Annotated in this window: 18 protein-coding genes; 8 read left to right on the top strand and 10 right to left on the bottom strand. The window is 46.1% G+C overall.

The window, feature by feature from the left end:
• Positions 1-113: 113 nt before the first annotated feature.
• Entirely contained in the window at positions 114-1,403 is a 1,290-nt protein-coding gene (ltrA, locus tag MY523_RS05505) for a group II intron reverse transcriptase/maturase (RefSeq protein WP_250657795.1), read from the bottom strand.
• A 282-nt stretch (positions 1,404-1,685) separates the two neighbouring features.
• Between ltrA (MY523_RS05505) and MY523_RS05500 the strand changes: the two genes are divergently transcribed.
• Complete coding sequence (locus tag MY523_RS05500) at positions 1,686-1,943, top strand: hypothetical protein (RefSeq protein WP_250657794.1); 258 nt, start codon at positions 1,686-1,688, stop codon at positions 1,941-1,943.
• Between the two features lie 645 nt (positions 1,944-2,588).
• A complete protein-coding gene (gene ltrA, locus MY523_RS05495) occupies positions 2,589-3,938 on the top strand; it encodes a group II intron reverse transcriptase/maturase (RefSeq protein ID WP_250657793.1) in 1,350 nt (449 codons plus the stop codon).
• 68 nt (positions 3,939-4,006) lie between these two features.
• Here ltrA (MY523_RS05495) and MY523_RS05490 read toward each other — a convergent pair whose 3' ends face one another.
• The 7 genes from MY523_RS05490 to MY523_RS05460 form a co-directional block, all read right to left on the bottom strand.
• Entirely contained in the window at positions 4,007-4,387 is a 381-nt protein-coding gene (locus MY523_RS05490) for a hypothetical protein (protein ID WP_250657792.1), read from the bottom strand.
• A 111-nt stretch (positions 4,388-4,498) separates the two neighbouring features.
• On the bottom strand, positions 4,499-5,830 hold the full coding sequence (gene ltrA / locus MY523_RS05485; RefSeq protein ID WP_250654866.1) for a group II intron reverse transcriptase/maturase: 1,332 nt from the start codon (positions 5,828-5,830) through the stop codon (positions 4,499-4,501).
• A 35-nt stretch (positions 5,831-5,865) separates the two neighbouring features.
• The gene (locus MY523_RS05480; RefSeq protein WP_250655470.1) at positions 5,866-6,030 is read right to left on the bottom strand and encodes a hypothetical protein; all 165 of its coding nucleotides are present in this window, start codon (positions 6,028-6,030) and stop codon (positions 5,866-5,868) included.
• A gap of 368 nt (positions 6,031-6,398) precedes the next feature.
• Complete coding sequence (locus MY523_RS05475) at positions 6,399-6,809, bottom strand: hypothetical protein (RefSeq protein ID WP_250657791.1); 411 nt, start codon at positions 6,807-6,809, stop codon at positions 6,399-6,401.
• Between the two features lie 319 nt (positions 6,810-7,128).
• Positions 7,129-8,286 (bottom strand): IS91 family transposase, encoded by a 1,158-nt coding sequence (locus MY523_RS05470; RefSeq protein ID WP_250656289.1) that lies wholly within the window; start codon positions 8,284-8,286, stop codon positions 7,129-7,131.
• Positions 8,273-9,130: a tyrosine-type recombinase/integrase gene (locus MY523_RS05465; protein ID WP_250656290.1), complete on the bottom strand. Its 858-nt coding sequence runs from the start codon at positions 9,128-9,130 to the stop codon at positions 8,273-8,275. Before MY523_RS05465 ends, MY523_RS05470 begins: the two co-directional genes overlap by 14 nt.
• A gap of 590 nt (positions 9,131-9,720) precedes the next feature.
• Entirely contained in the window at positions 9,721-11,079 is a 1,359-nt protein-coding gene (locus MY523_RS05460; RefSeq protein ID WP_250657790.1) for a hypothetical protein, read from the bottom strand.
• A 171-nt stretch (positions 11,080-11,250) separates the two neighbouring features.
• Here MY523_RS05460 and MY523_RS05455 point away from each other — a divergent pair, with 171 nt between their 5' ends.
• The 4 genes from MY523_RS05455 to MY523_RS05440 are packed head-to-tail and all read left to right on the top strand — an operon-like array spanning position 11,251 to position 15,265.
• Positions 11,251-13,893, top strand: a complete 2,643-nt coding sequence (locus MY523_RS05455) for an intermembrane phospholipid transport YdbH family protein (RefSeq protein WP_250657789.1) — start codon at positions 11,251-11,253, stop codon at positions 13,891-13,893.
• 39 nt (positions 13,894-13,932) lie between these two features.
• Complete coding sequence (locus MY523_RS05450) at positions 13,933-14,121, top strand: YnbE family lipoprotein (RefSeq protein WP_370301384.1); 189 nt, start codon at positions 13,933-13,935, stop codon at positions 14,119-14,121.
• 10 nt (positions 14,122-14,131) lie between these two features.
• Positions 14,132-14,452, top strand: coding sequence for a YdbL family probable chaperone protein (locus MY523_RS05445; RefSeq protein WP_250657787.1), 321 nt, complete (start codon positions 14,132-14,134; stop codon positions 14,450-14,452).
• The gene (locus tag MY523_RS05440; protein WP_250657786.1) at positions 14,453-15,265 is read left to right on the top strand and encodes an enoyl-CoA hydratase-related protein; all 813 of its coding nucleotides are present in this window, start codon (positions 14,453-14,455) and stop codon (positions 15,263-15,265) included.
• Positions 15,266-15,399: 134 nt separating this feature from the next.
• On the opposite strand, the gene MY523_RS05435 is transcribed toward MY523_RS05440, so the two are convergent.
• The gene (locus MY523_RS05435) at positions 15,400-16,311 is read right to left on the bottom strand and encodes a hypothetical protein (protein WP_250657785.1); all 912 of its coding nucleotides are present in this window, start codon (positions 16,309-16,311) and stop codon (positions 15,400-15,402) included.
• Positions 16,312-16,551: 240 nt separating this feature from the next.
• Here MY523_RS05435 and MY523_RS05430 point away from each other — a divergent pair, with 240 nt between their 5' ends.
• A complete protein-coding gene (locus MY523_RS05430; protein WP_250657784.1) occupies positions 16,552-17,088 on the top strand; it encodes a hypothetical protein in 537 nt (178 codons plus the stop codon).
• Positions 17,085-18,272 carry an iron-containing alcohol dehydrogenase gene (locus MY523_RS05425; protein ID WP_250657783.1) on the top strand — a complete coding sequence of 396 codons (1,188 nt, stop codon included), beginning with the start codon at positions 17,085-17,087 and terminating at the stop codon, positions 18,270-18,272. The genes MY523_RS05430 and MY523_RS05425 overlap by 4 nt, the downstream gene beginning before the upstream one ends.
• Before the next feature lie 134 nt (positions 18,273-18,406).
• Here the strand turns inward: MY523_RS05425 and MY523_RS05420 are convergent, their stop codons facing one another.
• Complete coding sequence (locus MY523_RS05420; protein ID WP_250657782.1) at positions 18,407-21,544, bottom strand: efflux RND transporter permease subunit; 3,138 nt, start codon at positions 21,542-21,544, stop codon at positions 18,407-18,409.
• Positions 21,545-21,546 lie beyond the last annotated feature (2 nt).

Below are 21,546 nucleotides of genomic sequence, written 5' to 3'. Positions count from 1 at the left end.
GAGGCGTAGTGGTAGAACGGCCGGTTACCCAAGCCGCCCCCACGCAGATCCGGACGTGCGGAACTACCGCATCCGGCTCCTCAGTTATATATTCGCTCGTGTAATTCACGTGCCTAATACCAATCTACAAGTGTCATTCTCTTGCTCACTCGTATTGGTTCAACTTGAAAATATCCTAACATATCTTTGAAACTACTCCAGTTATAGCTTCTTCGCTGACTTCGCCTGTTTAGCCATTTATACAAACTATGCAAAACATAAGTGTATAAACGGGCAAGGCTCCGACTGTTTGAAGGTAAGCCAAAGTAGTTCCGAAAGCCCATCAGTTTTCGTCTCAAGACAGGCATAATCTCACGTAGCGGCTTAGAGCGATTATATTTTATCCACCGGTAAAACTCACTCATTGCACCCTTCTGTTTCTTCGGTGCTGTTCGCCTTCGCAAACGCGGTTTGCCATTCACATCTTGACTCCAGTAGAACTCAAAGCCAAGAAATTGAAAACTGCGCTTTCTTCCAGGGTGAAACCGACTGAAGTGCTTCAAATGTGTTTTATCTGGTGCCACTTCTAACCCAAATTTACTGAGTCGTGAAGGTAGATCCTGATAGAAACTCTCTGCGTCACACTTCCGTTGAAAGGCCACAACAAAGTCATCCGCGTAGCGGATCAACATAGCTCTGCCATGCAACTGAGGCTTCACTTTCTTTTCAAACCAAAGGTCAATCACGTAGTGAAGGTAGATGTTAGCTAACACTGGGCTGACGACACCACCTTGCGGTGTGCCCGCCACCGGTTTACTAAACACTCCATCCGGTGATTTCACTCGTGCCTTCAGCCACTGTTTAATCAGACTAAGAAGCGCTTTATCGTCAATCCGTTGTTCCAGCATTTGAATTAACCATGCATGATCCATATTATCGAAGAAGCCTTTGATATCAGCTTCAACGATATAACCATAACCCTGAAATTGCAGATTAAGGGCTAAGCTATTCACGGCTTGATGTGCGCTCTTGTTCGGTCGATAACCGTAGCTGTTTCGCAGAAAGTCTTGTTCCCAGATGCTTTGCAGTATCTGACTAACACTCTGCTGAACCACTTTATCATCAACTGTTGGCAGCCCTAGTGGCCTCTGTTTACCATTGGCTTTGGGAATAAAGACTCGCTTGATAGCTGATGCTCGGTACTGCTTATGTTTGAGCTGATCAGCTAGGCGATTAATATTTTCAGGCAAGTGCTTTTGGTAGTCTGGGATTGTGGCCCCATCAATACCGGCTGCTGTTTGCTTGTTAAGTTGCCCCCAACTTTGATACAGAAGATCAGCACTTAGCAATCCATATAAGTTCTGAAATCTGTGCTTGGGGTGGCTTTGTGCTTTAAATGCGATAGTGTGCAATGAGGTTGTCATAGTGATTCCAGCCCTACTTTGTCCGGACTATGTGTCTGTTGCACACTGTGATATAACTGTCAGTCCCTTCGCCATGTAGACGGTTTTCCCGCCCTCGGACTACTATGAACTGATCCGACTTCCGAGTCGCCATCGTTAGTCTTGCTTTTAAGCTTAACATCCCTACCTGTTCCTTCAGGAGCATACTCGGATCTCTCAAGTTCCTAATGCATCTCTTCATACATGCCACGGCTTGATAACCCCGCTGGCTCTCCACAACCTCACCACTAACGGTTGCTTTGCATGGACTTCGACGGCGTTACAAGCCTCATCAACCAGAACTTTATTAATTATCGGAGCGATACCAGCACTTCAGGAACACGCATTCCCTATGGCCTATATGATTCTCTGTGTACGCTTCACCTGCTTTGTTCGTCCAGTGGTCAGTGGACGCATCCACTGACAGGAAAGTACTTTCTCTCCCTGAACTCCGCGACCGGCGCAACACTCGATACGGGTGAGTGGCTAACCCTTACCCGGCAGGGACTTTCACCCTGCTAGATGCATCAAGCTTCGCTTGACGCACTAACGCCCGGCTCACCGAGCAAATTTTTGATGGCGGCTTTTGTGCGTCTTTTTGCACAAAAGATGACAGCAGAAATTTGTCCGGTGCAGCCGCTTGTGTACGCCCAGCATGGGCATGAACTAATGAGGTGAAAGTCCTCTGTAGGAAGGTCACCATCCTTAGCGATTAATATCGTTATTAGATGCTAACTACTAGCGAATGGCAAGGGCTTAACCGCGAGGTTTGGTCTGAAGGAAGCCGCTAGCAAAACTGCGAGCTGATGAACAAGAACATCATATGAGGCGTAGGCTGAAGGCGAGTTGGCACAAGACGACGAAGCCATGTGATCTAACGGCCACCGTAAATGATGCAGTTGCGCAGGGAAAGTTCATGTTCTTATCTGGGGAGATCTGCTTAACAAGCGATCGGTCAATAACCAGTAAGGCTCTGGTATAGAAGTGCCTTGGCTCTTTGGACTCATCAACCAAAGAGAGCGAACTAGATGAAAACCGATAGCGCCAGCAGGGGTAACCTTGTGGGTGATTAAGCAGAAGTCAGCAGACGGCATAGTAGCCCAACGCCCATCGTAATGGATGGGACATGGTGAAGGCCTGAACACTTAGTTGAATAAAGGAGGAGCCTTGTCAGACTTGAATACACGAACACCGACCGGTGAAGACGTGACTCAGCGTACTGGTATGAAGCCAGCCTTTAGCGAAAATCTACTTGAACAAGTACTACGCCCTGAGAACTTTCAGGCAGCATGGAAACGCGTTCGAGCTAATAAAGGGGCCGCTGGCATTGATGGTATGACCATCGATGAGTTCCCCGCTTGGGTTAAAGCAGGCAACTGGATTAAGGTGACAACTGATCTCGAAACAGGTCAATACTCACCCTCTCCGGTCAGGCGTGTTGAAATCGATAAACCAGATGGCGGTAAACGGCAATTAGGGATTCCCACGGTCACAGACCGTGTTATTCAGCAAGCCATTGCCCAAGTCCTAACACCCATTTTCGACCCAGACTTTTCGAACAATAGTTTCGGGTTTCGTCCAAATCGTAATGGGCAACAAGCGGTTAAGCAGGTTCAAGGCATCATCAAAACGGGACGCCGCTTTGCTGTTGATGTTGACCTGTCTAAGTTCTTTGATCGAGTTAACCACGATTTATTGATGACGCACCTTGGCTACAAAGTAAGGGACAAGCGTCTTCTCAAATTGATTAAGTGTTACCTCCGAGCTGGGCTGACCTTAAAATTGAATGGCGATAACCAGCTCTATAGTGAGAGTCAAGAAGGTGTTCCGCAAGGCGGGCCATTATCGCCGTTACTCGCTAACATCATGCTCGACCCGCTAGACAAAGAACTAGAGAAACGAGGCCACCAGTTCGCTCGTTATGCTGACGACTTTACGATTTTAGTGAAGAGTAAGCGTGCTGGCGAACGGGTTCTTCGGAGTATCAGTGGATACCTGCAACGCCGTTTGAAATTAGTCGTTAATACGACCAAAAGCCATGTCGTTAAAACCAGTGAAAGCAAATTCTTAGGGTTTACCTTCAAAGGAGGACGCATTCAATGGCACCCGAAAACGCTGCTGAAATTTAAGCAGCAAATACGGCAACTAACGAACCGTAACTGGGGCGTGTCGATGAAATACCAACTCTTCAAAATCAGCCAGTACTTACGAGGTTGGATTAATTACTTTGGTATCGCCAATTGCTATCAACTTTGTGTCGATCTGGATCATTGGATTCGACGCAGAGTGAGAATGGCTTATTGGCGACAGTGGCGAAAGCCACGAACCAAGGTACGAAGTCTGATGAGGCTAGGTGTTCATGTCCAGGCCGCAGTCGCGTGTGGCATTACCAGCAAAGGCCCATGGCGTAGCGCTAAGACCCCAGGGATCAATCAGGCTTTATCTCTGGATTACCTGAAATCTCAGGGGCTTTACTCGTTACGTGATGGTTGGATTAAGCTTCACTATCCTGAGTGAAACGCCCTGTGCGGACCCGCATGCAGGGTGTTGTGGGGGCTGAGGGTTAGAGACCCTCGGCTACCCGATTAAATTTTTCCAAGCACTTTGCCTGCATACTTACTAATTTTAAGTTTGTTTAAGAACAAAAGGATGTTTGGCATTAAAAAACCACCAAGCAATATATAAAACATGATTGCATATTCATTTGGCGGCGTTTCTATCATGAAACCTTTTATGTAGAAACTAATTAGAGCACCGACAAAGAATCCTAACATGGCACATGAAGATAAAAACCATAGTCTCTGCTGAACAGACCTTTTTGACCTTTTGAGTTCAGGCTCTTCTTGATCAATGGGAATCCACTCTAAAGGAGGGATTCGCGTTTCTCCAAATTCTTGCCATAACCCGACTAGTAATGCTGAACATGCAGACCACATTGCATGAATAACTATAAAGCCGATATCCATGGAATTACTCTCCTTTGAAATTTAATCGGGATAGGGAGACACCTCACGATGCCTCTCCCCCCACACCACCAGGCATACGGATCACGTACCATGGCGGTTCGGTTGATTGAGTTATTTGCGATCAACAAGTTCCGGTATACCCACTGCCACAAAGTACTTCGTTGGCAGTGCGTATCTTAACGCCGGACTCCCACTCAAACGCCACGGGCCATGCGCTGACTTCGCCGTGTTCCAGGCTAGCCATCTATCTATACCCCGTTTTCTTAACTGCCGGTAGCCTGATCGTCCCCATTGCTTCCAAAGATAGCATCTTAACTTCCTCCGTACCCATTTAGCTAGGTCTAATAAAGGAGACTTTACTTCCGCTATACCAAAGTAAGCCTTCCAGCCCCGCATGTACGCCGAAAGTTCTTTGTAGATTGCTTCTATGGAACGCCCACGGGTTCGCTTGGTTATTTGACGGACTCGATACTTAAAACGTTGTATTGACTCGTCGCTCACCTTTCGCTTTCTTCGTCGGCTAAACGTTAATCCCAGGAATGAGCGATTCCAAGGTCGATCAACTGCACTCTTTTCACTGTTTACTTTGAGCTTTAGCCGGTTTGATAAGTAGCGTGTGACCGAGGCCAACACGCGCTCGCCTGAACGAGCACTCTTCACATAGATGTTACAATCGTCCGCGTAGCGCACGAACCTGTGCCCTCTCGCTTCGAGCTCTTTATCAAATTCATCCAGGAGCACATTCGCTAACAGTGGTGAAAGGGGGCCTCCTTGGGGCGTACCCTCTGAAGCTGGAACCCAAACGTCTCCGCTTAGTGCTCCTGCCTTTAGGAAGCTATTGATCAGCTTAAGAACACGCTTATCTTGGGTTCGGCGTTTAATCAGGCTCATCAGCTTGTCATGGTTCACTCTGTCGAAGAACTTCTCCAGATCCATGTCCACCGTCCACTTATACCCTTCATTGATGAAGTGTTGCGATTGACGGATAGCCTGATGGGCCGACTTGCCCGGTCTAAAACCATAGCTAAAATGGGAGAAGCTTCCGTCCCACTCTGCTTGTAAGACCTGGAGCAATGCCTGTTGGATTAAGCGATCTAGTACCGTTGGTATACCCAATTTCCGAACACCGCCTTTGGGCTTGGGTATTTCTACCTGTCTGACCGGTTGTGGCCGGTAGTTACCTTCCAGAAGTTGTTGATGAATCTTGGGCCAGTGTTGATTGACAAAGGCGGTCAGGTCGTCAACGGTCATCCCGTCTATCCCCGCGCTTCCTTTGTTGCGTTTGACTTGACGGAAAGCACGTTGGAGGTTTTCACGTTCCAGCACCCGTTCCATCAGTTGATCATTGATAACCGGAGCGTCTTCTTTGAATAACCCAACCTGGGTTTCATCCTGTTCGGATGCCATACCTAGATCCATTGTTTCAATAACTACTCTCTTCATTTAAACCCGATAAAGGGCACCGTTCGGGCCTTCCCTTAGACATTCACTTCTGGAAAAAAAAATCCAGCCGAGTAATCACCGGTACTATGCCCTCTGCTGACTTCTCCTGTGCGGTCGGAGTCAATTGCTCGACCCTCAGCGGTTTTCAGCTGCACGCAGCGTCCCAGCGCAACATCAGGAGACCTCCCAGGGTAAGACACTTAACTTTCCTCGCGTAGACGCCCAATTTATAAAACGTATCCCGATTGCAGATGGAGGGCTTAATGGTCACGTGCCCACTGGCCCCGAATACGTCACACCTCTTATTGGGTTCTTGTTCATCGCCCCGCGAATTTGCCTTGAGCTTCCTTCAGACCGCCCCTCACGAGTTGGCCCTTGCCCTTTGGCTAACCTTCGGCTCTGCGAATACCTGGTATCGGGACTTTCACCCAACTAGTTAAGTGCCATGCCTGGCACACACGCCTAGCTCTGCGGCATGGTACAGTTGGCGACTTTTTTGAGTGTTTTTTCAAAAAAGGTGCCCACTGTACCATGTCCGTTGCAGCAACTTGTTATGTGAACGTTGAGATCAAGCTTGATATTCAGAATTCAACCACCTGTTTAAGTAAGAATTAACGATTCCACCACATATAGTCGTTGGAATCGCAATTAGTGCTAAAATCAACAACACTTTATCAGTAAAATCACCTCTTTCATTATTATCAAGCAATAGCACAGCAATCAATAACGAAGATGATATTATTCCGCTTAAAAAACCGACGGCATAACTAAAACTTTTAATTTTGTCGGGAAGAATTAAAAACAAAATAAAGTTGATTACGCAAGTAACAACAGCAGGAACCATCCCAATTATATAACCCCAAACAAAAATAATTAAATGAAAGTCTCCAGCCTTTACTAAAACTACTATCGTACCAACAATAGGACCAAGAAATAAAAATACTAACAGGGATAGTACAATAGATTTAAAAATATTCATTCACCCCCCCCCTGCACATAACATCTTAGCGTTTATGCGCTGTGCGAAGCATGGCGCATAAACGTCTGTTGGACTAAGCCGCCTAGCACGGCTTCTTTATATAGGGATTGTATGAGGTGAGGTATGTGAGAGACAAGCAATCTTCTTGCTGCTCTATGATTTTTGCTGGCTAATCATCATTTCATATAGTCTTCTTAACTCTAAATACACCGACTTTTAGTTGTTTAAGTGATAAGCACTGTTTTTGTTCCGCACTTCTCCCCAGAGACGACCTCTGACGATTTTTATATCATATATTACCTTGACTGCTTTCTTTGGTTTAGATCATTCTCGGGCGCTCCTTTAATAGTGCAATCCATGGCAATATTCGGGTATCTATCGACTTACAGCGACTGCAATACCACACGGATGCACTTTTTACCTTTATATCATTTTCTTCTGTATCCATTGCGGAACGGGTCGTAGCATCCCGACTGTTTGTGTTCATCAGTTTTTTCCTGATGGCCTCTAGTTTAATTTTCCGGTACCGGTTCGATAGAAAACCATAATGTCTAATGCGCATAAATGCTTTGGGTAACACATGCTGCAAAAATCGCCGCAAAAACTCTATGCCGGCTAGCTGCATTATTTTATGCTGGCCATCCCGGTAGTCCTTCCAGCGAAACCGCACAGACTCCTCTTTTAGCTCTAGCAGACGTGATTCACTGATGGCAATTCGATGGGTATAACGGGCCAGGTAATCCAGCACTCGTTCAGGATTTCCATGACATGTTTTGGTGTAAACAACCCAGTTTTTCCCCATTAACTCATTCAGCAGTTTATCGACCTCTCCCTTGCGCGTTATGCCCTCCAACTCCCCGTTTCCATACGCTTGCCGCAACAAACTCACCATACGGCCCCGGTATCCCCTGGATAGGGCCTTAACCGGAAACAGGTACGATGATCGAGCGGGGTGCCATTGCTGAGTTTCCTGATTCCAGGCGCCTGCGGGAATAAGACAATGCAAGTGGACATGTTGATCAAGCTGTTGCCCCCAAGTATGCAGCACTGCTGTCATACCCAACTGCCCATCCAGGCGTTTCGGATCACTGGCAAACTGCTTTAGTGTTTGCCAAACAGCATTGAAGAGTAACCCGTAGATCTCTCTCGGGTGCAGCCTTACCCACCCGTTGAGTGAATGCGGTAGCGTAAACACCAGGTGGAAGTATGGGACTGGCAATAGATCCTGCTGCCGCTGGTCACGCCAAGCTTGAGAAGCCTGCTGCTGACATTGAGGGCAGTGCCGGTTTCGGCATGAGTAATAGTGAGAACGCTCAAACCCACAATGGTTACAGTGTAGCTGCACACCGCCCAAAACTCCGGTGCGGCACTGCTTTATGCAAGTGACTACCTGTTGCTGCTCTGGGCGCAAAGGGTACTGTTTCGAATAGGATGCTCCAAATTGAGCTAATACGTCAGACATTTTAATCGGGAGCATGATAGCCTCCCTTGTCCAATAAGTCGGCAAAACAGCTCCGACCAGCTTGATAGTGCGGCACCCAGTGAACATAGCGCATCGTGGTATGGATATCCTTGTGCCCTAACCAACACTGGAGCAAGTGAATCGGCAATCCCGCTTCCAGTTGCTGGGTAGCAAAGGCATGGCGTAGTGCATGAATACCGCCTTTTTTCGTGACTCCCGCCTGCTTTTTACTGCGGGTGTAGACTCTTTGGACAGTTGAAACTCCAGTGGCATGACCAAGATGGTTTGAATCAAACAGGTGCTCTCGGGGACGGTAGTGTCTCCAATATTCTCGCAACTGTTCCAATAGCCTTGGCGACAGCGGAACAAACCGATCTTTAGCGCCTTTCCCTTGCTCGACCCGGAGCAACTGACGCTCGCCATCGATATCCTTAATCCGTACGGCCACCACTTCACTGACCCGTAAACCACAGCCATAACACAACTTCAACTGAGTTCGGTGTTTGAGGTTCTGCGGAGCATTCACAATACGCAACGCTTCACTACGACTTAATAGTTCCGGTATCTGTAGCGGGCGACGAGGATAATGCAGAACCAAATGATAAGGGGGTCGTTTTAACACATGGTGAAAGAAAAAACGGATGCCGTTCAGTTGCAAACGACAGCTGTTTGCCGCCAGATTCTTCTCTTTCACCAAGTAAATCAGATAACGCTGAATCTCATCCTGCCCCAGTTGATCCGGTGAGCAATGATAGTATTGTGCCAATGACTGGACACTATATAGGTAACTTTGCTGAGTGCGGGGAGAAAATCTCTTGACCAGCATAAGGTCAATCATTTTCTGACGTAATGGAGTCATCTCTTATCTCCTTTAGAATCAGCCGATATTGGCTGGAGATAAGTTTGGTCGAACAATGAGATCTTGCAGGATGTCTGAGGCTAACGAAAAGCTACCGCGAAGCGGTTTAGTTCAACAGTTTCTTATACAGTTGCTGTAATTTACCGTATTAGACAGCTGCTGTATAACATATTCAAGTGGTACTATGATTTGTACTGACTCAAACAGGGTTTATATCCTTCGCGCGCTGCGAGCTTTATTAACAAACCCATTATTAAACAGCAACATAGCCACACTAAATAACACCATACTAAGCGCTCAATATTCCGATGAGTTACCCATAATTCGTAATTTTCTTTCTGAATTATACGTCACCGTTTGACAAGGGAAAGACTCATAACAGCCTCTGTTAGTGAGCTGTGCTCGTACCCATAAATCACAAAATACTTCATAGGTCGCTTCAATTGGGCTATTTTTAGACTAGACGGTGCCCACTTCATTAGCCATGTGGTACACGCGTTATTCTACTCAAGTATCCCTCTCAAAATCTAACGCCCGTCCTTTGATGGGCAAATGCTGAGTGGGTCTATATGCGGCAAGGCTAAGTGATGCTAGACATTTTTAACATTGGCCAGCAGCTGAGCCGCCCTGCCTCTTAACGTAGGACTTATTCTTTCAGTGCACATCAACAGGGTTTGAAGAGGAATTGATGGATAAGCCTGATCTCTCAGGTAATGAACAAACTTGAGGATTTTAAACGCATCAAACCACGTATCCATCTGCCTAGAGAATTGGCTCTCATCGTTCGATTGTTTAACTGCGTGTTGCCATGCTGCGAAAAACCCTAAAGCGTCTAACACGTCAGCTTCTATTAAGCCTTGGAAGCCGAGCGCAGCCACAATATCTGCTGCCGAACTAAAAGATTGCATATCACGAACCTGCCAACTCTTTTTTATCACCGCAATGGCTGTTTTTAGCTGAGTGAATATTTCTGGATGATAAAAGAGGTATTCCGCAACAGGATCCGGGCTCTGAGCAATTTTATTAAGCGCTGGCCCTGTGCCAAAAGGCACCCTATGGCTTGGCCTGGCAGACACGGTGACAACCGGTGCTTTTAAACTCTCAACCACCCCTACTTTTGCGAGTTTATTGAGCAGATAAAAGTCTTCTCCTGCTGAGCGTTTTGGAAACCCTCTTACCTGAGCATAGGCTTCAAAGTGAACCGCAATTAAGCTGCCAATCGTATGGTACGCATAACGCGACCCTGCCCACTCTAGAGATTCAACATAATACCGTAGCGACCAATCATAAAGCTCGCAAGCCTCTTCATATCCCTCTTCCGGGCTGTGCCGAAAAGGATAAACAAGGGCAATAGGCTTGTCGCTCCCGGAGCTTAATCGATGAGCACCATTAAAGTAGTCTTCCGGTAAAACAACATCGGCATCGGTAGAGTGAATCCATGGCGAGTTAATCACACCTTTTGAAACTAGCAAACAGGCGATATCTGCACCTATTTTCCGAGCTAAACCAACACCTTGTTTGATAGGTATTCTCCGCTCAGCACTGCACCTATCAACAATGACGATACCATTGCCATTGTTATGTTTTCCATAAAGGATATTCTCAACGCTGTTTAAGGGCTCAATCAAATCGTTCAGGTGCTGAAATAATTCCAGGGTTCTATCAGTCGCACTTTCTTCGCCACCCTCAGGACAGTTAACAACCAATATATATAAAACGGGTTTGCAACGGTTCGGCTCGTTGTCAGAACATGCAAAACAACGATTCAGCAACCGCTCAACCTCAGAAAAAGGCTCGTCGTAAAGAGGTATAACCAATGAATGCGCATATCGTTTACCATTGGCAGTTAAGCAACTCAAAAGGTCGGTGTTATAAAACAACGATGTCTCTTCTTCCGAGTACTTGGCAAGGTATTTTCTCAGCGCTTGACTGTTTTTAGCAGAAGACAATGACATTCCTTAAAATTAACACTCTAAATACCGCATAGAAAAAGCGCTTTGAGCTCCAGTGAGCACTTAATTTATTGCTTGGAGCACCGGTCAAACGCGGCAGTTAGTTTACAAGCTATAGTTAATCAGGTGAAATAGTTTAATCATCGAGCAACGAGTCAGTCTCAAGTTATGAAACGATGGGCCATTGCCGCGCCACTCCTGCTAATAATAGCTTTATTAACAGCGCTACTAACAAGCTGGTATACGCTGCCTTACTGGCTGCCTCAGGCACTGAACGCAATCGTTGCGCCCTATCACTATCAGCTAGAGCGCTGGGCATATAGTCGCCCTTCTCTTTCCGGGTGGAATATTCAGCACGTTGATCTGTATAAAATCCCCAAGACCAAGCAAAGCCATAAGGCAACTCACGAAAATCCTGTGCTAGTTGCCAAGATAAACAATGTATCAATGGGTTACTCTCTTGAAAGCATTATTCGCAGAGAAGTTGAGCAGGTTGAGATCGATAGCATTGAGTGGTTTCACCCAAGCTATCACCAGTCGTCAAAGAGTACTCCAGCCACGCTAAGCACAACGCAAGTACATCATTTTTTTAAAAACTTCGAGCACCTTAAGGGCGCACCTTCGCTATCGATAAAAAGCATCAAAATAATCGAAACATCGGATGAGCATCCAAACATAACCACAGATCGCGATTCACTACTGCTGAACCAGGCCTCATTAACAATGACTGCAAGTAAAAACGCGGTAGATATATCGTTGGTGAGTAAAATAAAAACGCTAGACCTGAACCTAACGGCAACCTTTGGGGACGAGCACGTAATATCGGCAGCAATCAAAGATCAGCATGAGGTAACTTCCAGCGCCACGATTAAACTGCATTCAACTGAAGAAAAGTTAGATAGCTCAGGCCGTTTTGCTGTTGATTTGTCTCATATTCGCCACCTCCCCATTGTCGCAGACTTAGCATTTATTAAACAATTTCAGAAGGAAGGTAGTTCACTGAAGGGAGTATGGTCTGGTAACTGGCAAGGTAATTTTAACAGCGTCATCGAGTTACCGAGATTAACGCTAACCTCAGAACAAGGTCTGGAGGTTGAACTGAGCCTTAATCACAATAGAGTTACCACACGTCAGTCATTGCTCGTTGAGTTAGCTAATCAACAATTGAAAACGACCTTTTCACCCTCTCAGGCTTATTTGGAAGGCTCCCCCTTAATCAAAAAGAAGCTCACAGAATGGCTTAAGCCGCCTGACGACAGAACCTTTGAGCCATCTATGGTGCTCACTATTAGTCAACCCGTTGTTGCATCAACGCCTATTGCGGCGGCATCGAATATGAAGATAGCGTCTTCAATCCTGTCCCCTGTGAGCTTTTCCTTTAGTAACGGCCATAAAAAACAAACTCAACTCAGTGGCACCGGCAGATTATCTCTTAAACAGCTAAAGCCGCTCAAAGCAGCACTGGATGTAACGGGTTCCGTAGGGTCGTTTTACCGGCCATGGCCCAAACATTCGGACATTAGCTTATCAGCAGAGGTATCAAATAAAAATGACGCCTGGGTAGTCTCACTTCTTCAACCAATGAGATTAAGCTGGGCAGACTGGGCCATAAAAGACACCACCAGCGAAGAGCGAACGCAGGTCGGCCTCCCCCACGGCCATCTATTGTTGAGTATCAGCGATGCAATGACGTTAGACACACCTATACATGCAAGTGGTAAGTTAACGCTAAATACCGAGCCGTTTGTTGCAGCAACACAACTACCTGCTATGGAGCTTACCAGCCCATGGAGTATTACTGATGGTGTTATAGAACTCTCTAATTGGCATATCCAGTGGGAAAAAATGGTCGCAACAGGACAAATGACGATAACCCCCAGCGACCAAACCGGCACTCTGAAATGGCAGGCGCACCTGCCCAACGCATATGAATGGCTTACGCAATACAGCCCAAATATCCCGGATCCGCTAACACTTAAAGGGGGTACCTTTGATACCGAAGGCCAATTGGCATTACTAGGGGATGGTAAATTTAGCGCCGCAATACACAGCAATGCCTATAACTGGTCTGGAGCGTGGAATGAAATGTTTTTCGAAGGATTGTCTGTATTAAGCGACACTGACATTACCGAGGACATGACAGTGACAGGAACGAACGCTGTCGCAACCATCGATTACTTTGACCCAGGTTTCCCTATTGAAGAAATAAAAAGTCACTTTACCTGGGCTATTGGTGACTTCGACCTTGCACTGCTACAACTCAACATTACAGACCTTTCTGCAACCCTGCTGTCTGGCACCGTTTCTAGCTCGGCCCCATTTGTTATTCAGCCCTCTAACATCGATACGTCTGTCAATATGAACGTCAGAGGCGTCTCGCTTAAAGACCTTCTGGCGCTGGAAAAAGAAACGGTCACAGGAGAAGGCACGATAGACGGCTCTATTCCATTGGAGTTTCATAACAGTGACGTTGTTGTAAACAATGGTTATCTCAGTGCTCGCCCACCTGGCGGCTGGATTAAATTTAAGCAGTCTGACGCATTCAAAAGCATGGCACGGAACAATGAGAACCTGCTTCTAGCGTTTTCAACACTGGAGGACTTTCACTATCAAAAGCTTGAGAGCAACGTCGATTATCAGACGAATGGAGACTTACTATTAGGCGTTTCGTTAGCTGGAAAGAACCCCAACTTCAGACAGGGACAAGCGTTCGACTTTAATATTAATATAGAAAATAACCTAAAAGCACTGTTTAAAAGTCTTCAGTTGAGCGAAGATATCAATAAACGAATAAGTGAAAGATACCAATAACAGGCGTTAAATAATAACCAGATCATCATGGAGACCTGCATGGTAAAGCATACGTTATTCCTGGCATCATCCGTTTTTCTGTTAACGGCATGCACGCCGAAGGTAGAAGTAGCGGCACCCGAAAAGCCAATCACAATAAACCTTAACGTAAAAATTGAGCATGAAATAAAGATTAAAGTTGAGAAAGAGCTGGATAATCTATTCGATGAGAAAAGCGATATATTCTAAGGAGCCCTTCATGAAGAACCGTTTACTAATAGCAATATTAAGCCTAATCATCAGTTTGCCTGCTTTCGCCCTGGATTTGGGTGACGCAAAATCTCAGGGGCTGGTTGGTGAAAAAATAAATGGCTATATCGGGCTTATTAAAGAGTCAGATGAAGTTAAGGCCCTCATTGATGAAGTGAATGCCAAACGAAAAGCGGCCTATGCAAAAGTGGCTGCAAAAAATAACCTGCCAATCAAAGATGTCGAGCTATTGGCTGGTAAAAAGCTCATTGAAAAAGCTCAGTCAGGCGAAATTGTTGAAACTCAAACTGGCAAATGGGTGAAAAAATAGATGCAACGACCTGCTTTGGTTGATTCAACCCTGGACATCAGTTCAAATATCGCCACTCTGACGTTTAACCGAAACGACGTGCGAAACGCACTAACTGGCACACGGCTGATCGACGATATCGTTGCTACGGTAGACTGGGTCAACCACACACCGAATGTATCTGTGTTGATTTTCACCGGCCAGGGGGCTGCTTTTTCTGCCGGGGGCAATATTAAGGATATGCAAAGCCGGAGTCACGACTTCAGTGGTGATGTACAAACCTTAGAGCGAACGTATCGTGAAGGCATTCAGAGAATCCCATTAGCACTGGACACGCTTGAGGTTCCCTCTATCGCACTGGTTAATGGGCCAGCCATAGGCGCAGGCCTTGATCTTACATGCATGTGTGACATCAGACTTGCATCAGACAAGGCCAAATTTGGCGAAACATTTATTAACCTCGGCATCATTCCCGGAGATGGAGGAGCCTGGTATCTACAAAAATTAATCGGCTACCAAAAAGCGGCGGAGCTGACATTTACCGGACGAATTATCGATGCAAAAGAGGCATTAGACATTGGCCTGGTATTGGAGGTTCTATCCGCAAGCGAGTTGCTGAGCCGAGGGCAGGCATTTGCTCAGCAAATTGCTTCTAAACCGCCTCATGCAGTGAGATACACCAAGCGCCTCATGAAAAAGGCACAGCGAATGCAGTTGCGAGATTTTTTAGATGTGTGCGCGGGTTTTCAGGGAATTAGTCACAATACCGCTGATCACCAGGAAGCGGTTAACGCATTTATCGAGAAGCGCGCTCCGCACTTTGCAGGAAAATAGCGTTGCGAAAAGTTGTTGAGTTATTGATGACACGATCAACAACTCAACGCCCAGACCTCAGCCAACCTTTCTAGTTGGCCTTTGCCAAAGGTCGTTTAAGGCGCTTTTAACAAAGCGCCGCATGTCGACCATAATTAGTTGAGCGTAATATTTTCCAGCCGGATGGTGACATCACCAACATACTCAACTGCACCTGAAATTTCCAAAATGGCATTGAGCTTTGGATCAATCAACAACCGAACATCGTCTTTGTAACCTAAGAATTTAAACTTCTCCAAGTTACCGCCTTCCTTAATCGACTTCGCATCAACAACAGCTTCAAGTGCTACCACTTTCTTTCTTACCCTGGTTGTCTCGCCATCCTTATTTATACGGTAGTCAACAAATACGCGCTTCGCACCAATAACATTCACCACCGCTTTAATGACACCCCCTCTGTCATACATATTCAACTCTGCGGAGTCACCTGTTTTTTTAAGCCCAGCCGTGCCGATTAAATAAAAAAGGGCTTCCGACTCGCTAATGGTGGCTTTTTGTTCTGTGTCATCAAGTTTGAAAAATCCCTGAGCAATGTCAGTCCAGGCACTCCATGGCTGGTCTTTTTCATCACCATTCGCAGGTTTACGCTTGTCAGAATAAACTTTATCCGTCATAAAACGATACGTTCTGTACCACTTTTTTATTCCACCGTATATCGATGTCCGCTGAAGCACAGTGGTGTCAGGTTCCATCCAAACTGTAAAGTCGGTATCACTCCCTACTACGCTATTTTTGACATTAATTTTTACTATCTTGTCCGATATCGGCGCTTTCCCCTCTCCTTCTTTTGGTGTAATCAGCTCTCCCTTCGCTTGCTCTTTACTGATCATCTCAACATTAACCTCAGTATCCAGGCTAATAAAAAACTTGGAACCCGCATATTTTAAGCTCTTCCATGTTAGATCTTCCGGCGTGCCCTCAGAAGCCTGTACAGATGATGTACATAAAATGGCAAAAAGAAGGGTAAAACAGCTCCCCCCGAGTCTCCAGAACCCTTTTAAACTCATAATTGAACCTTACAGAATGTAGATAAATAGCCGAACAAAAATAACGGACTTCATTCAAAGCCGTACCACAACCAGGCAGAGATATGCTTAAAGCCTATTTAATATTAAAGCCTTAGAACAAGTAAACATCAATAAGTATTCCCAGCTTAAATCAAAGCATTTTATAGGCTTGACTCATTAGAGCGTTTACTCTATTAATAGAACATGCGTTAATTAATACGCCTTATATCCGGAGCGCTTATGGTATTACCCTCCCCTATCTCCAAGGCTAAACGCCTATACGTAAAACTGATGATGAATGTCATCGGTCGGGCTTTACAAGCGATTAGCCAGGTTGACGATACGATAAAAAAAGAAGTCAACATGTTGCCTGATGGCTTCTCGTTTCAGATGACAGTGCTACCTAACGGCCCGAGCTTTTCGGCAAAAAAAACAACTAACGGAGAGCTTGTTTTTTTAAGCAGCAATCCTGAGGAAAAGGTAGATCTTAGTATCGGTTTCAAACATTTAACTCATAGTTTTCTGGTACTCTCATTTCAGGAAAGCACCTCTGAAGCCTTCGCCAATGACCGTATGATGGTGAATGGCGATATTAGTTATGCTCTGCGGGTAACACGAATACTGAACAGAGTAGAAGCGTTTATATTACCCAAGCTTCTGGCTGAGCGCGCATTAAAAGAGTACCCACACGAAGTAAAGCTTCCTGAAAAACTCCTTCATGGTGCTCGAATATATTATCAAATGGCCTCCAACCTCATCACGGTGAACAAATCATGAGCCAGGATTTTTACGAATTTTTTTGCCCCGTAAAAGTGATTGCGGGTAATGCAGCACTCGAACATATCCCTTTTGAACTAAGATCACTCGGTGCTTCCAAGTCCATTATCATTACTGACCAAGGGGTTCGAGGCGCGGGATTAGTAGACTATGTATTAACCGCCTGTGAAGAGAGCGAGCTAAACGTTGTCGATATATACGATGATGTGCCGGCTGATTCATCTAAAGAGGTGGTCACTCAAATAGCCAAACTCTATAGAAAGAAAAAGTGCGACTCTATTATAGCCATTGGTGGGGGTTCTGTTATTGATACCTGCAAAGGCGTCAATATCTTGGTATCAGAAGGTGGTGATGACATTGGCGACTATTCTGGTGCGGGCAACCTTAAAAAAGCCCTTAAGCCCTTTTTTGTCGTCCCTACAACCGCGGGAACGGGCTCTGAAGTCACTTCCGTTGCGGTCATCTCTGACACTCAAAAGGGCGTAAAGCTTCCCTTCGCCTCTCCGTTTTTGTTGCCGAATGCAGCCATAATAGACCCAAGGATGACGCTCACGCTGCCAGCCCATATTACAGCCATGACTGCGATGGATGCGATGACTCACGCTATTGAAGCGTTTACCTGCACCGCGAAAAACCCAATCAGCGACGCTTATGCTTCTGCGGCAGTGCGTAAAATTAGTGATAACCTCTTAAAGGTTATCGATAACCCAAATAATAAAACAGCCCGGCTTGAGCTTGCCCAAGCCTCTACAATGGCAGGCATCGCCTTCTCAAATTCTATGTGCGGTATGGTTCACTCGCTTGGGCACAGCGCGGGTGCTGCGTGCCATCTTCCTCATGGTCTCTGCATGAACTTGTTCCTTCCCTACGTACTTGAGTTTAACCTTGAGGAGATTCGAGCACCGTTAGGTGAGTTGCTGCTTTCATTAGGCGGAGCCGATATCTATGCAGCCACACCGGCAAACCTGCGGGCTGAAAAGTCTATCGAACTTATTAAGCAGATACGGGATGAGCTGTATAAATGCTGCAAGCTACCCCGCACACTAAAAGAGACAGGCAAAGTTGCAAAAACTGACCTTTCAAAAATTGCCGATATGACCATCAACGATGGCTCCATCATGTTTAACCCTAAAGAGGTTAACTATGATGACGCACGAACCGTGCTTGATATCGCCTGGGCGTAAAGCCAGACCATGAGAAATGGCATAGAGTTAGATAGAAAACTCTTTAGCAGCGGTTTAAGACAGGCTCTGAAATAGCTCACGCCTTAATCTGATATAGCTCACGCCTTAAACCACGCTAAAATAGATGAGCAGGTTTATGCCTGCTCAGCCTGCTCCTTTTGCTTAAACCGCTCGCGGGTTCTTTGCAAAATAACATAAAACGCAGGAACAAGAAGGGTAGCAACGATGACCGACAACAACATCCCCCCTAGAACAGCAAAACCAAGAGACAACCGGCTCACGGCACCAGCCCCTGTTGAAAGCACCAGCGGAATAACGCCCAGTACAAACGACAAACCAGTCATCAGAACAGCTCTAAACCTTAACTCCGCTGCTTTTATGGCCGACTCCCATACTGACAGCCCTTCTTCTTCCCGTAAGTTCTTAGCAAACTCCACAATCAGAATTGCGCTCTTGGTGGATAAGCCTATGAGCAATACCAGCCCGATTTGAGTATATAAGTTCACAGCCATACCAACGACACCTACCGCCAGTAACGCACCAAGCACCGCTATAGGCACTGCAAACATAACACTCAGCGGAATAGACCAGCTCTCATACTGAGCAACCAGGAACAAGTAAACGAATATAATCGCTAACGAGAATAGCAGCGGTGCAAGGTTACCAGCCGCCAGCTCCTGGTAGGTCATGCCAGTCCATTCAAATGCGTACCCTGAAGGCAGTTCCTCGGCTGCAATTCGTTCCATCGCTTCAATCGCCTGACCTGAGCTATATCCGGGTGCAGCGCTACCATTAATATTTGCCGATGCAAACAAGTTGTATCGAGTGACCACCTCAGGCCCTAATATAGGCTTGGTTTCAATCAACGTGCCCAGTGGAACCATCTCATTATTTTGGCTTCGCACGTAGAACCGGTCAATATCTCTAACATCACTGCGGTATTCAGCATCAGCCATCATCATTACACGATATACCTTGCCGAATTTATTAAAGTCATTGATGTAAAGCGAACCTAACAGCGTTTGCATGGTGAGAAATACATCATTCAAAGGAATACCAAGGTTTCGAGCCTTAACACGGTCAACATCAATAAATATTTGTGGCACATCGGCTCTAAAAGAGCTAAATGCTTTATCTATTTCCGGGGCTTCATTGGCCTTTAAAATAAGCGAGCGCATGACACCCGCCAACTCCGATGGGGACCGCCCCAACGTGTCTTCCAGAACAAACTCAAAGCCACCAGTCGCACCTATACCTGGAATGGCAGGCAAAGGAAACGCAAATATATTGGCATCAGGAAGTGCAAATAGCTTTCCCTGGATTCGTTGCAAAATACTAAACATATGGAGCTCTGAACCCGGTCTCTCATCCCAGGGGTCTAATATCACAATCGCCAAACCTGCGTTTGAAGAAGCAGCACCTTTCAATATACTGTAACCACTTACCGTCATCGCGTTAGCAACACCGGCTTCTTCATTAATTATATTGGTAACCTGCTCCAGCACCGCTTCTGTTCTTTGAAGTGAAGCGCCGTCCGGTAACGCAATATCAATCATAAATGCGCCCTTGTCTTCCGGTGGAATAAACCCTGTGGGCAACGTTTTAAGCAAGAAGCCTGTGCTACCTATTATCAACCCCAATAGCAGCGACACTAGTACCAACCGGCGAACCAGGACACGAACCCAACTTACGTACCCCCCAGTGAGTTTACTAAACACCTTCTCAAACTTGGTAAAGAACCAGCCGGATTTCTTTTCGCCTTTAGCCGCTGGGGGGCGCAGAAGCGTTGCACATAATGCAGGACTCAGCGTCAGCGCATTAACCGATGAGATCAACACAGCAATCGATATTGTTACCGCAAACTGGGCATACATCTGACCGGTAATACCAGGCATCAGTGCAACAGGGACAAAAACAGCAAGCAGCACCAACGTCGTTGCAATGACAGGCCCGAACACCTCTTTCATTGCTTGCCGAGTGGCATCTTTAGGAGACAACCCCTCTCCCATATGCCGTTGGACATTTTCAATCACTACTATCGCATCATCAACCACGACACCAATCGCAAGAATCAGTGCAAATAAGGTGACGGTGTTGATGCTCATTCCGGTCAGTAACAGAACAGCAAACGTACCTATGAGTGATACAGGTATCGCAATAGCGGGGATAAGGGTAGATCTCACATCCTGCAAGAAGATGTAAACCACCAACACAACTAATAACAGCGCTTGAAACAGCGTAATTGCTACTTCTTTTATAGACTCATCAACAAACTTGGTCGTGTCATACAGAATTCCATATTCTATGCCATCCGGGAAATCTTCCTTAAGCTTCTCCATTTCGGCGTTCACGGCTTCAGAGATATCCAGTGCATTGGCCTCCGGTAACTGATAAATAGCAATCACCGTACTCGGCTTGTTATCCAGTTTACCGAAAGAAGCGTAGCTCTGAGAGCCAAGCTCCAGTCGGGCAACATCCTTAAGTTTGACAGACGAACCGTCCTCTCGTGCAATCAATATAATATTTTCAAAATCTTCAACACTGGTTAGTCGGCCTGTCGTTCTAAGCGTATATTGGAACTGCTGATAACTGGGTGCTGGCGGCGCACCAACCTGACCCGCGGCCACTTGAATGTTCTGTTCTTTTACCGAATTCAATACATCCTGTACAGTCAAATTCAGACTCGCCAACCTGTCAGGGTTGAGCCATATTCGCATGCCGTAATCCAGTGCCCCCATTATGGTCACTTCACTCACGCCATTAATACGGGCTAACGCGTCAGTAATGCTCAGGCTGGAGTAGTTTGAAAGGAAAAGCGCATCATGAGTGTCGTCTGGCGAGTATAAATTAACAATCATGGTCATGGAGGTTGATTGCTTATTAACATTCACACCTTGCTTTGTCGTTTCTTCAGGCAGCTTTGGGATCGCCTGCTGAACCAGATTTTGCACCCTGACCTGTGCCATGTCCGGGTCAGAACCCACTTCAAAAGTAATATTAAGTGAATAACTGCCATCATTCGCGCTGTTGGAGGACATATAAAGAGCCCCCTCAACACCATTAAGTTCTGCCTCAATAGGTGTTGCAATGGTATCGCGAACGGTTTCGGCGTCAGCGCCAGGATAACTAGTAGATACATTAACAACAGGGGGGGTTACGTCAGGGAATTCCGCGATAGGCAACAACGGAATCGAAAGCAGCCCCGCCAACGTGATAACAATTGATATGACAAATGCAAATTTTGGGCGATCAATAAAAAATAGACTAAACATAG

This window comes from Alkalimarinus coralli (assembly GCF_023650515.1).
GTDB classification, from domain to species: Bacteria; Pseudomonadota; Gammaproteobacteria; order Pseudomonadales; family Oleiphilaceae; genus Alkalimarinus; species Alkalimarinus coralli.
Note: the sequence above shows the minus strand (reverse complement) of the source record. Positions and strands in the feature narration are given on the sequence as shown.

Bases quoted from the DNA above. Each gene is read 5' to 3' on its own strand.
- MY523_RS05470 (WP_250656289.1), bottom strand. From the start codon at position 8,286: ATGCTCCCGATTAAAATGTCTGACGTATTAGCTCAATTTGGAGCATCC.
- MY523_RS05435 (WP_250657785.1), bottom strand. From the start codon at position 16,311: ATGAGTTTAAAAGGGTTCTGGAGACTCGGGGGGAGCTGTTTTACCCTT.
- MY523_RS05420 (WP_250657782.1), bottom strand. From the start codon at position 21,544: ATGTTTAGTCTATTTTTTATTGATCGCCCAAAATTTGCATTTGTCATA.
- MY523_RS05440 (WP_250657786.1), top strand. From the start codon at position 14,453: ATGCAACGACCTGCTTTGGTTGATTCAACCCTGGACATCAGTTCAAAT.
- MY523_RS05450 (WP_370301384.1), top strand. From the start codon at position 13,933: ATGGTAAAGCATACGTTATTCCTGGCATCATCCGTTTTTCTGTTAACG.
- MY523_RS05445 (WP_250657787.1), top strand. From the start codon at position 14,132: ATGAAGAACCGTTTACTAATAGCAATATTAAGCCTAATCATCAGTTTG.
- MY523_RS05490 (WP_250657792.1), bottom strand. From the start codon at position 4,387: ATGGATATCGGCTTTATAGTTATTCATGCAATGTGGTCTGCATGTTCA.
- MY523_RS05465 (WP_250656290.1), bottom strand. From the start codon at position 9,130: ATGACTCCATTACGTCAGAAAATGATTGACCTTATGCTGGTCAAGAGA.
- ltrA (WP_250657795.1), bottom strand. From the start codon at position 1,403: ATGACAACCTCATTGCACACTATCGCATTTAAAGCACAAAGCCACCCC.
- MY523_RS05455 (WP_250657789.1), top strand. From the start codon at position 11,251: ATGAAACGATGGGCCATTGCCGCGCCACTCCTGCTAATAATAGCTTTA.
- MY523_RS05430 (WP_250657784.1), top strand. From the start codon at position 16,552: ATGGTATTACCCTCCCCTATCTCCAAGGCTAAACGCCTATACGTAAAA.
- MY523_RS05500 (WP_250657794.1), top strand. From the start codon at position 1,686: ATGGACTTCGACGGCGTTACAAGCCTCATCAACCAGAACTTTATTAAT.
- MY523_RS05475 (WP_250657791.1), bottom strand. From the start codon at position 6,809: ATGAATATTTTTAAATCTATTGTACTATCCCTGTTAGTATTTTTATTT.
- MY523_RS05425 (WP_250657783.1), top strand. From the start codon at position 17,085: ATGAGCCAGGATTTTTACGAATTTTTTTGCCCCGTAAAAGTGATTGCG.
- ltrA (WP_250654866.1), bottom strand. From the start codon at position 5,830: ATGAAGAGAGTAGTTATTGAAACAATGGATCTAGGTATGGCATCCGAA.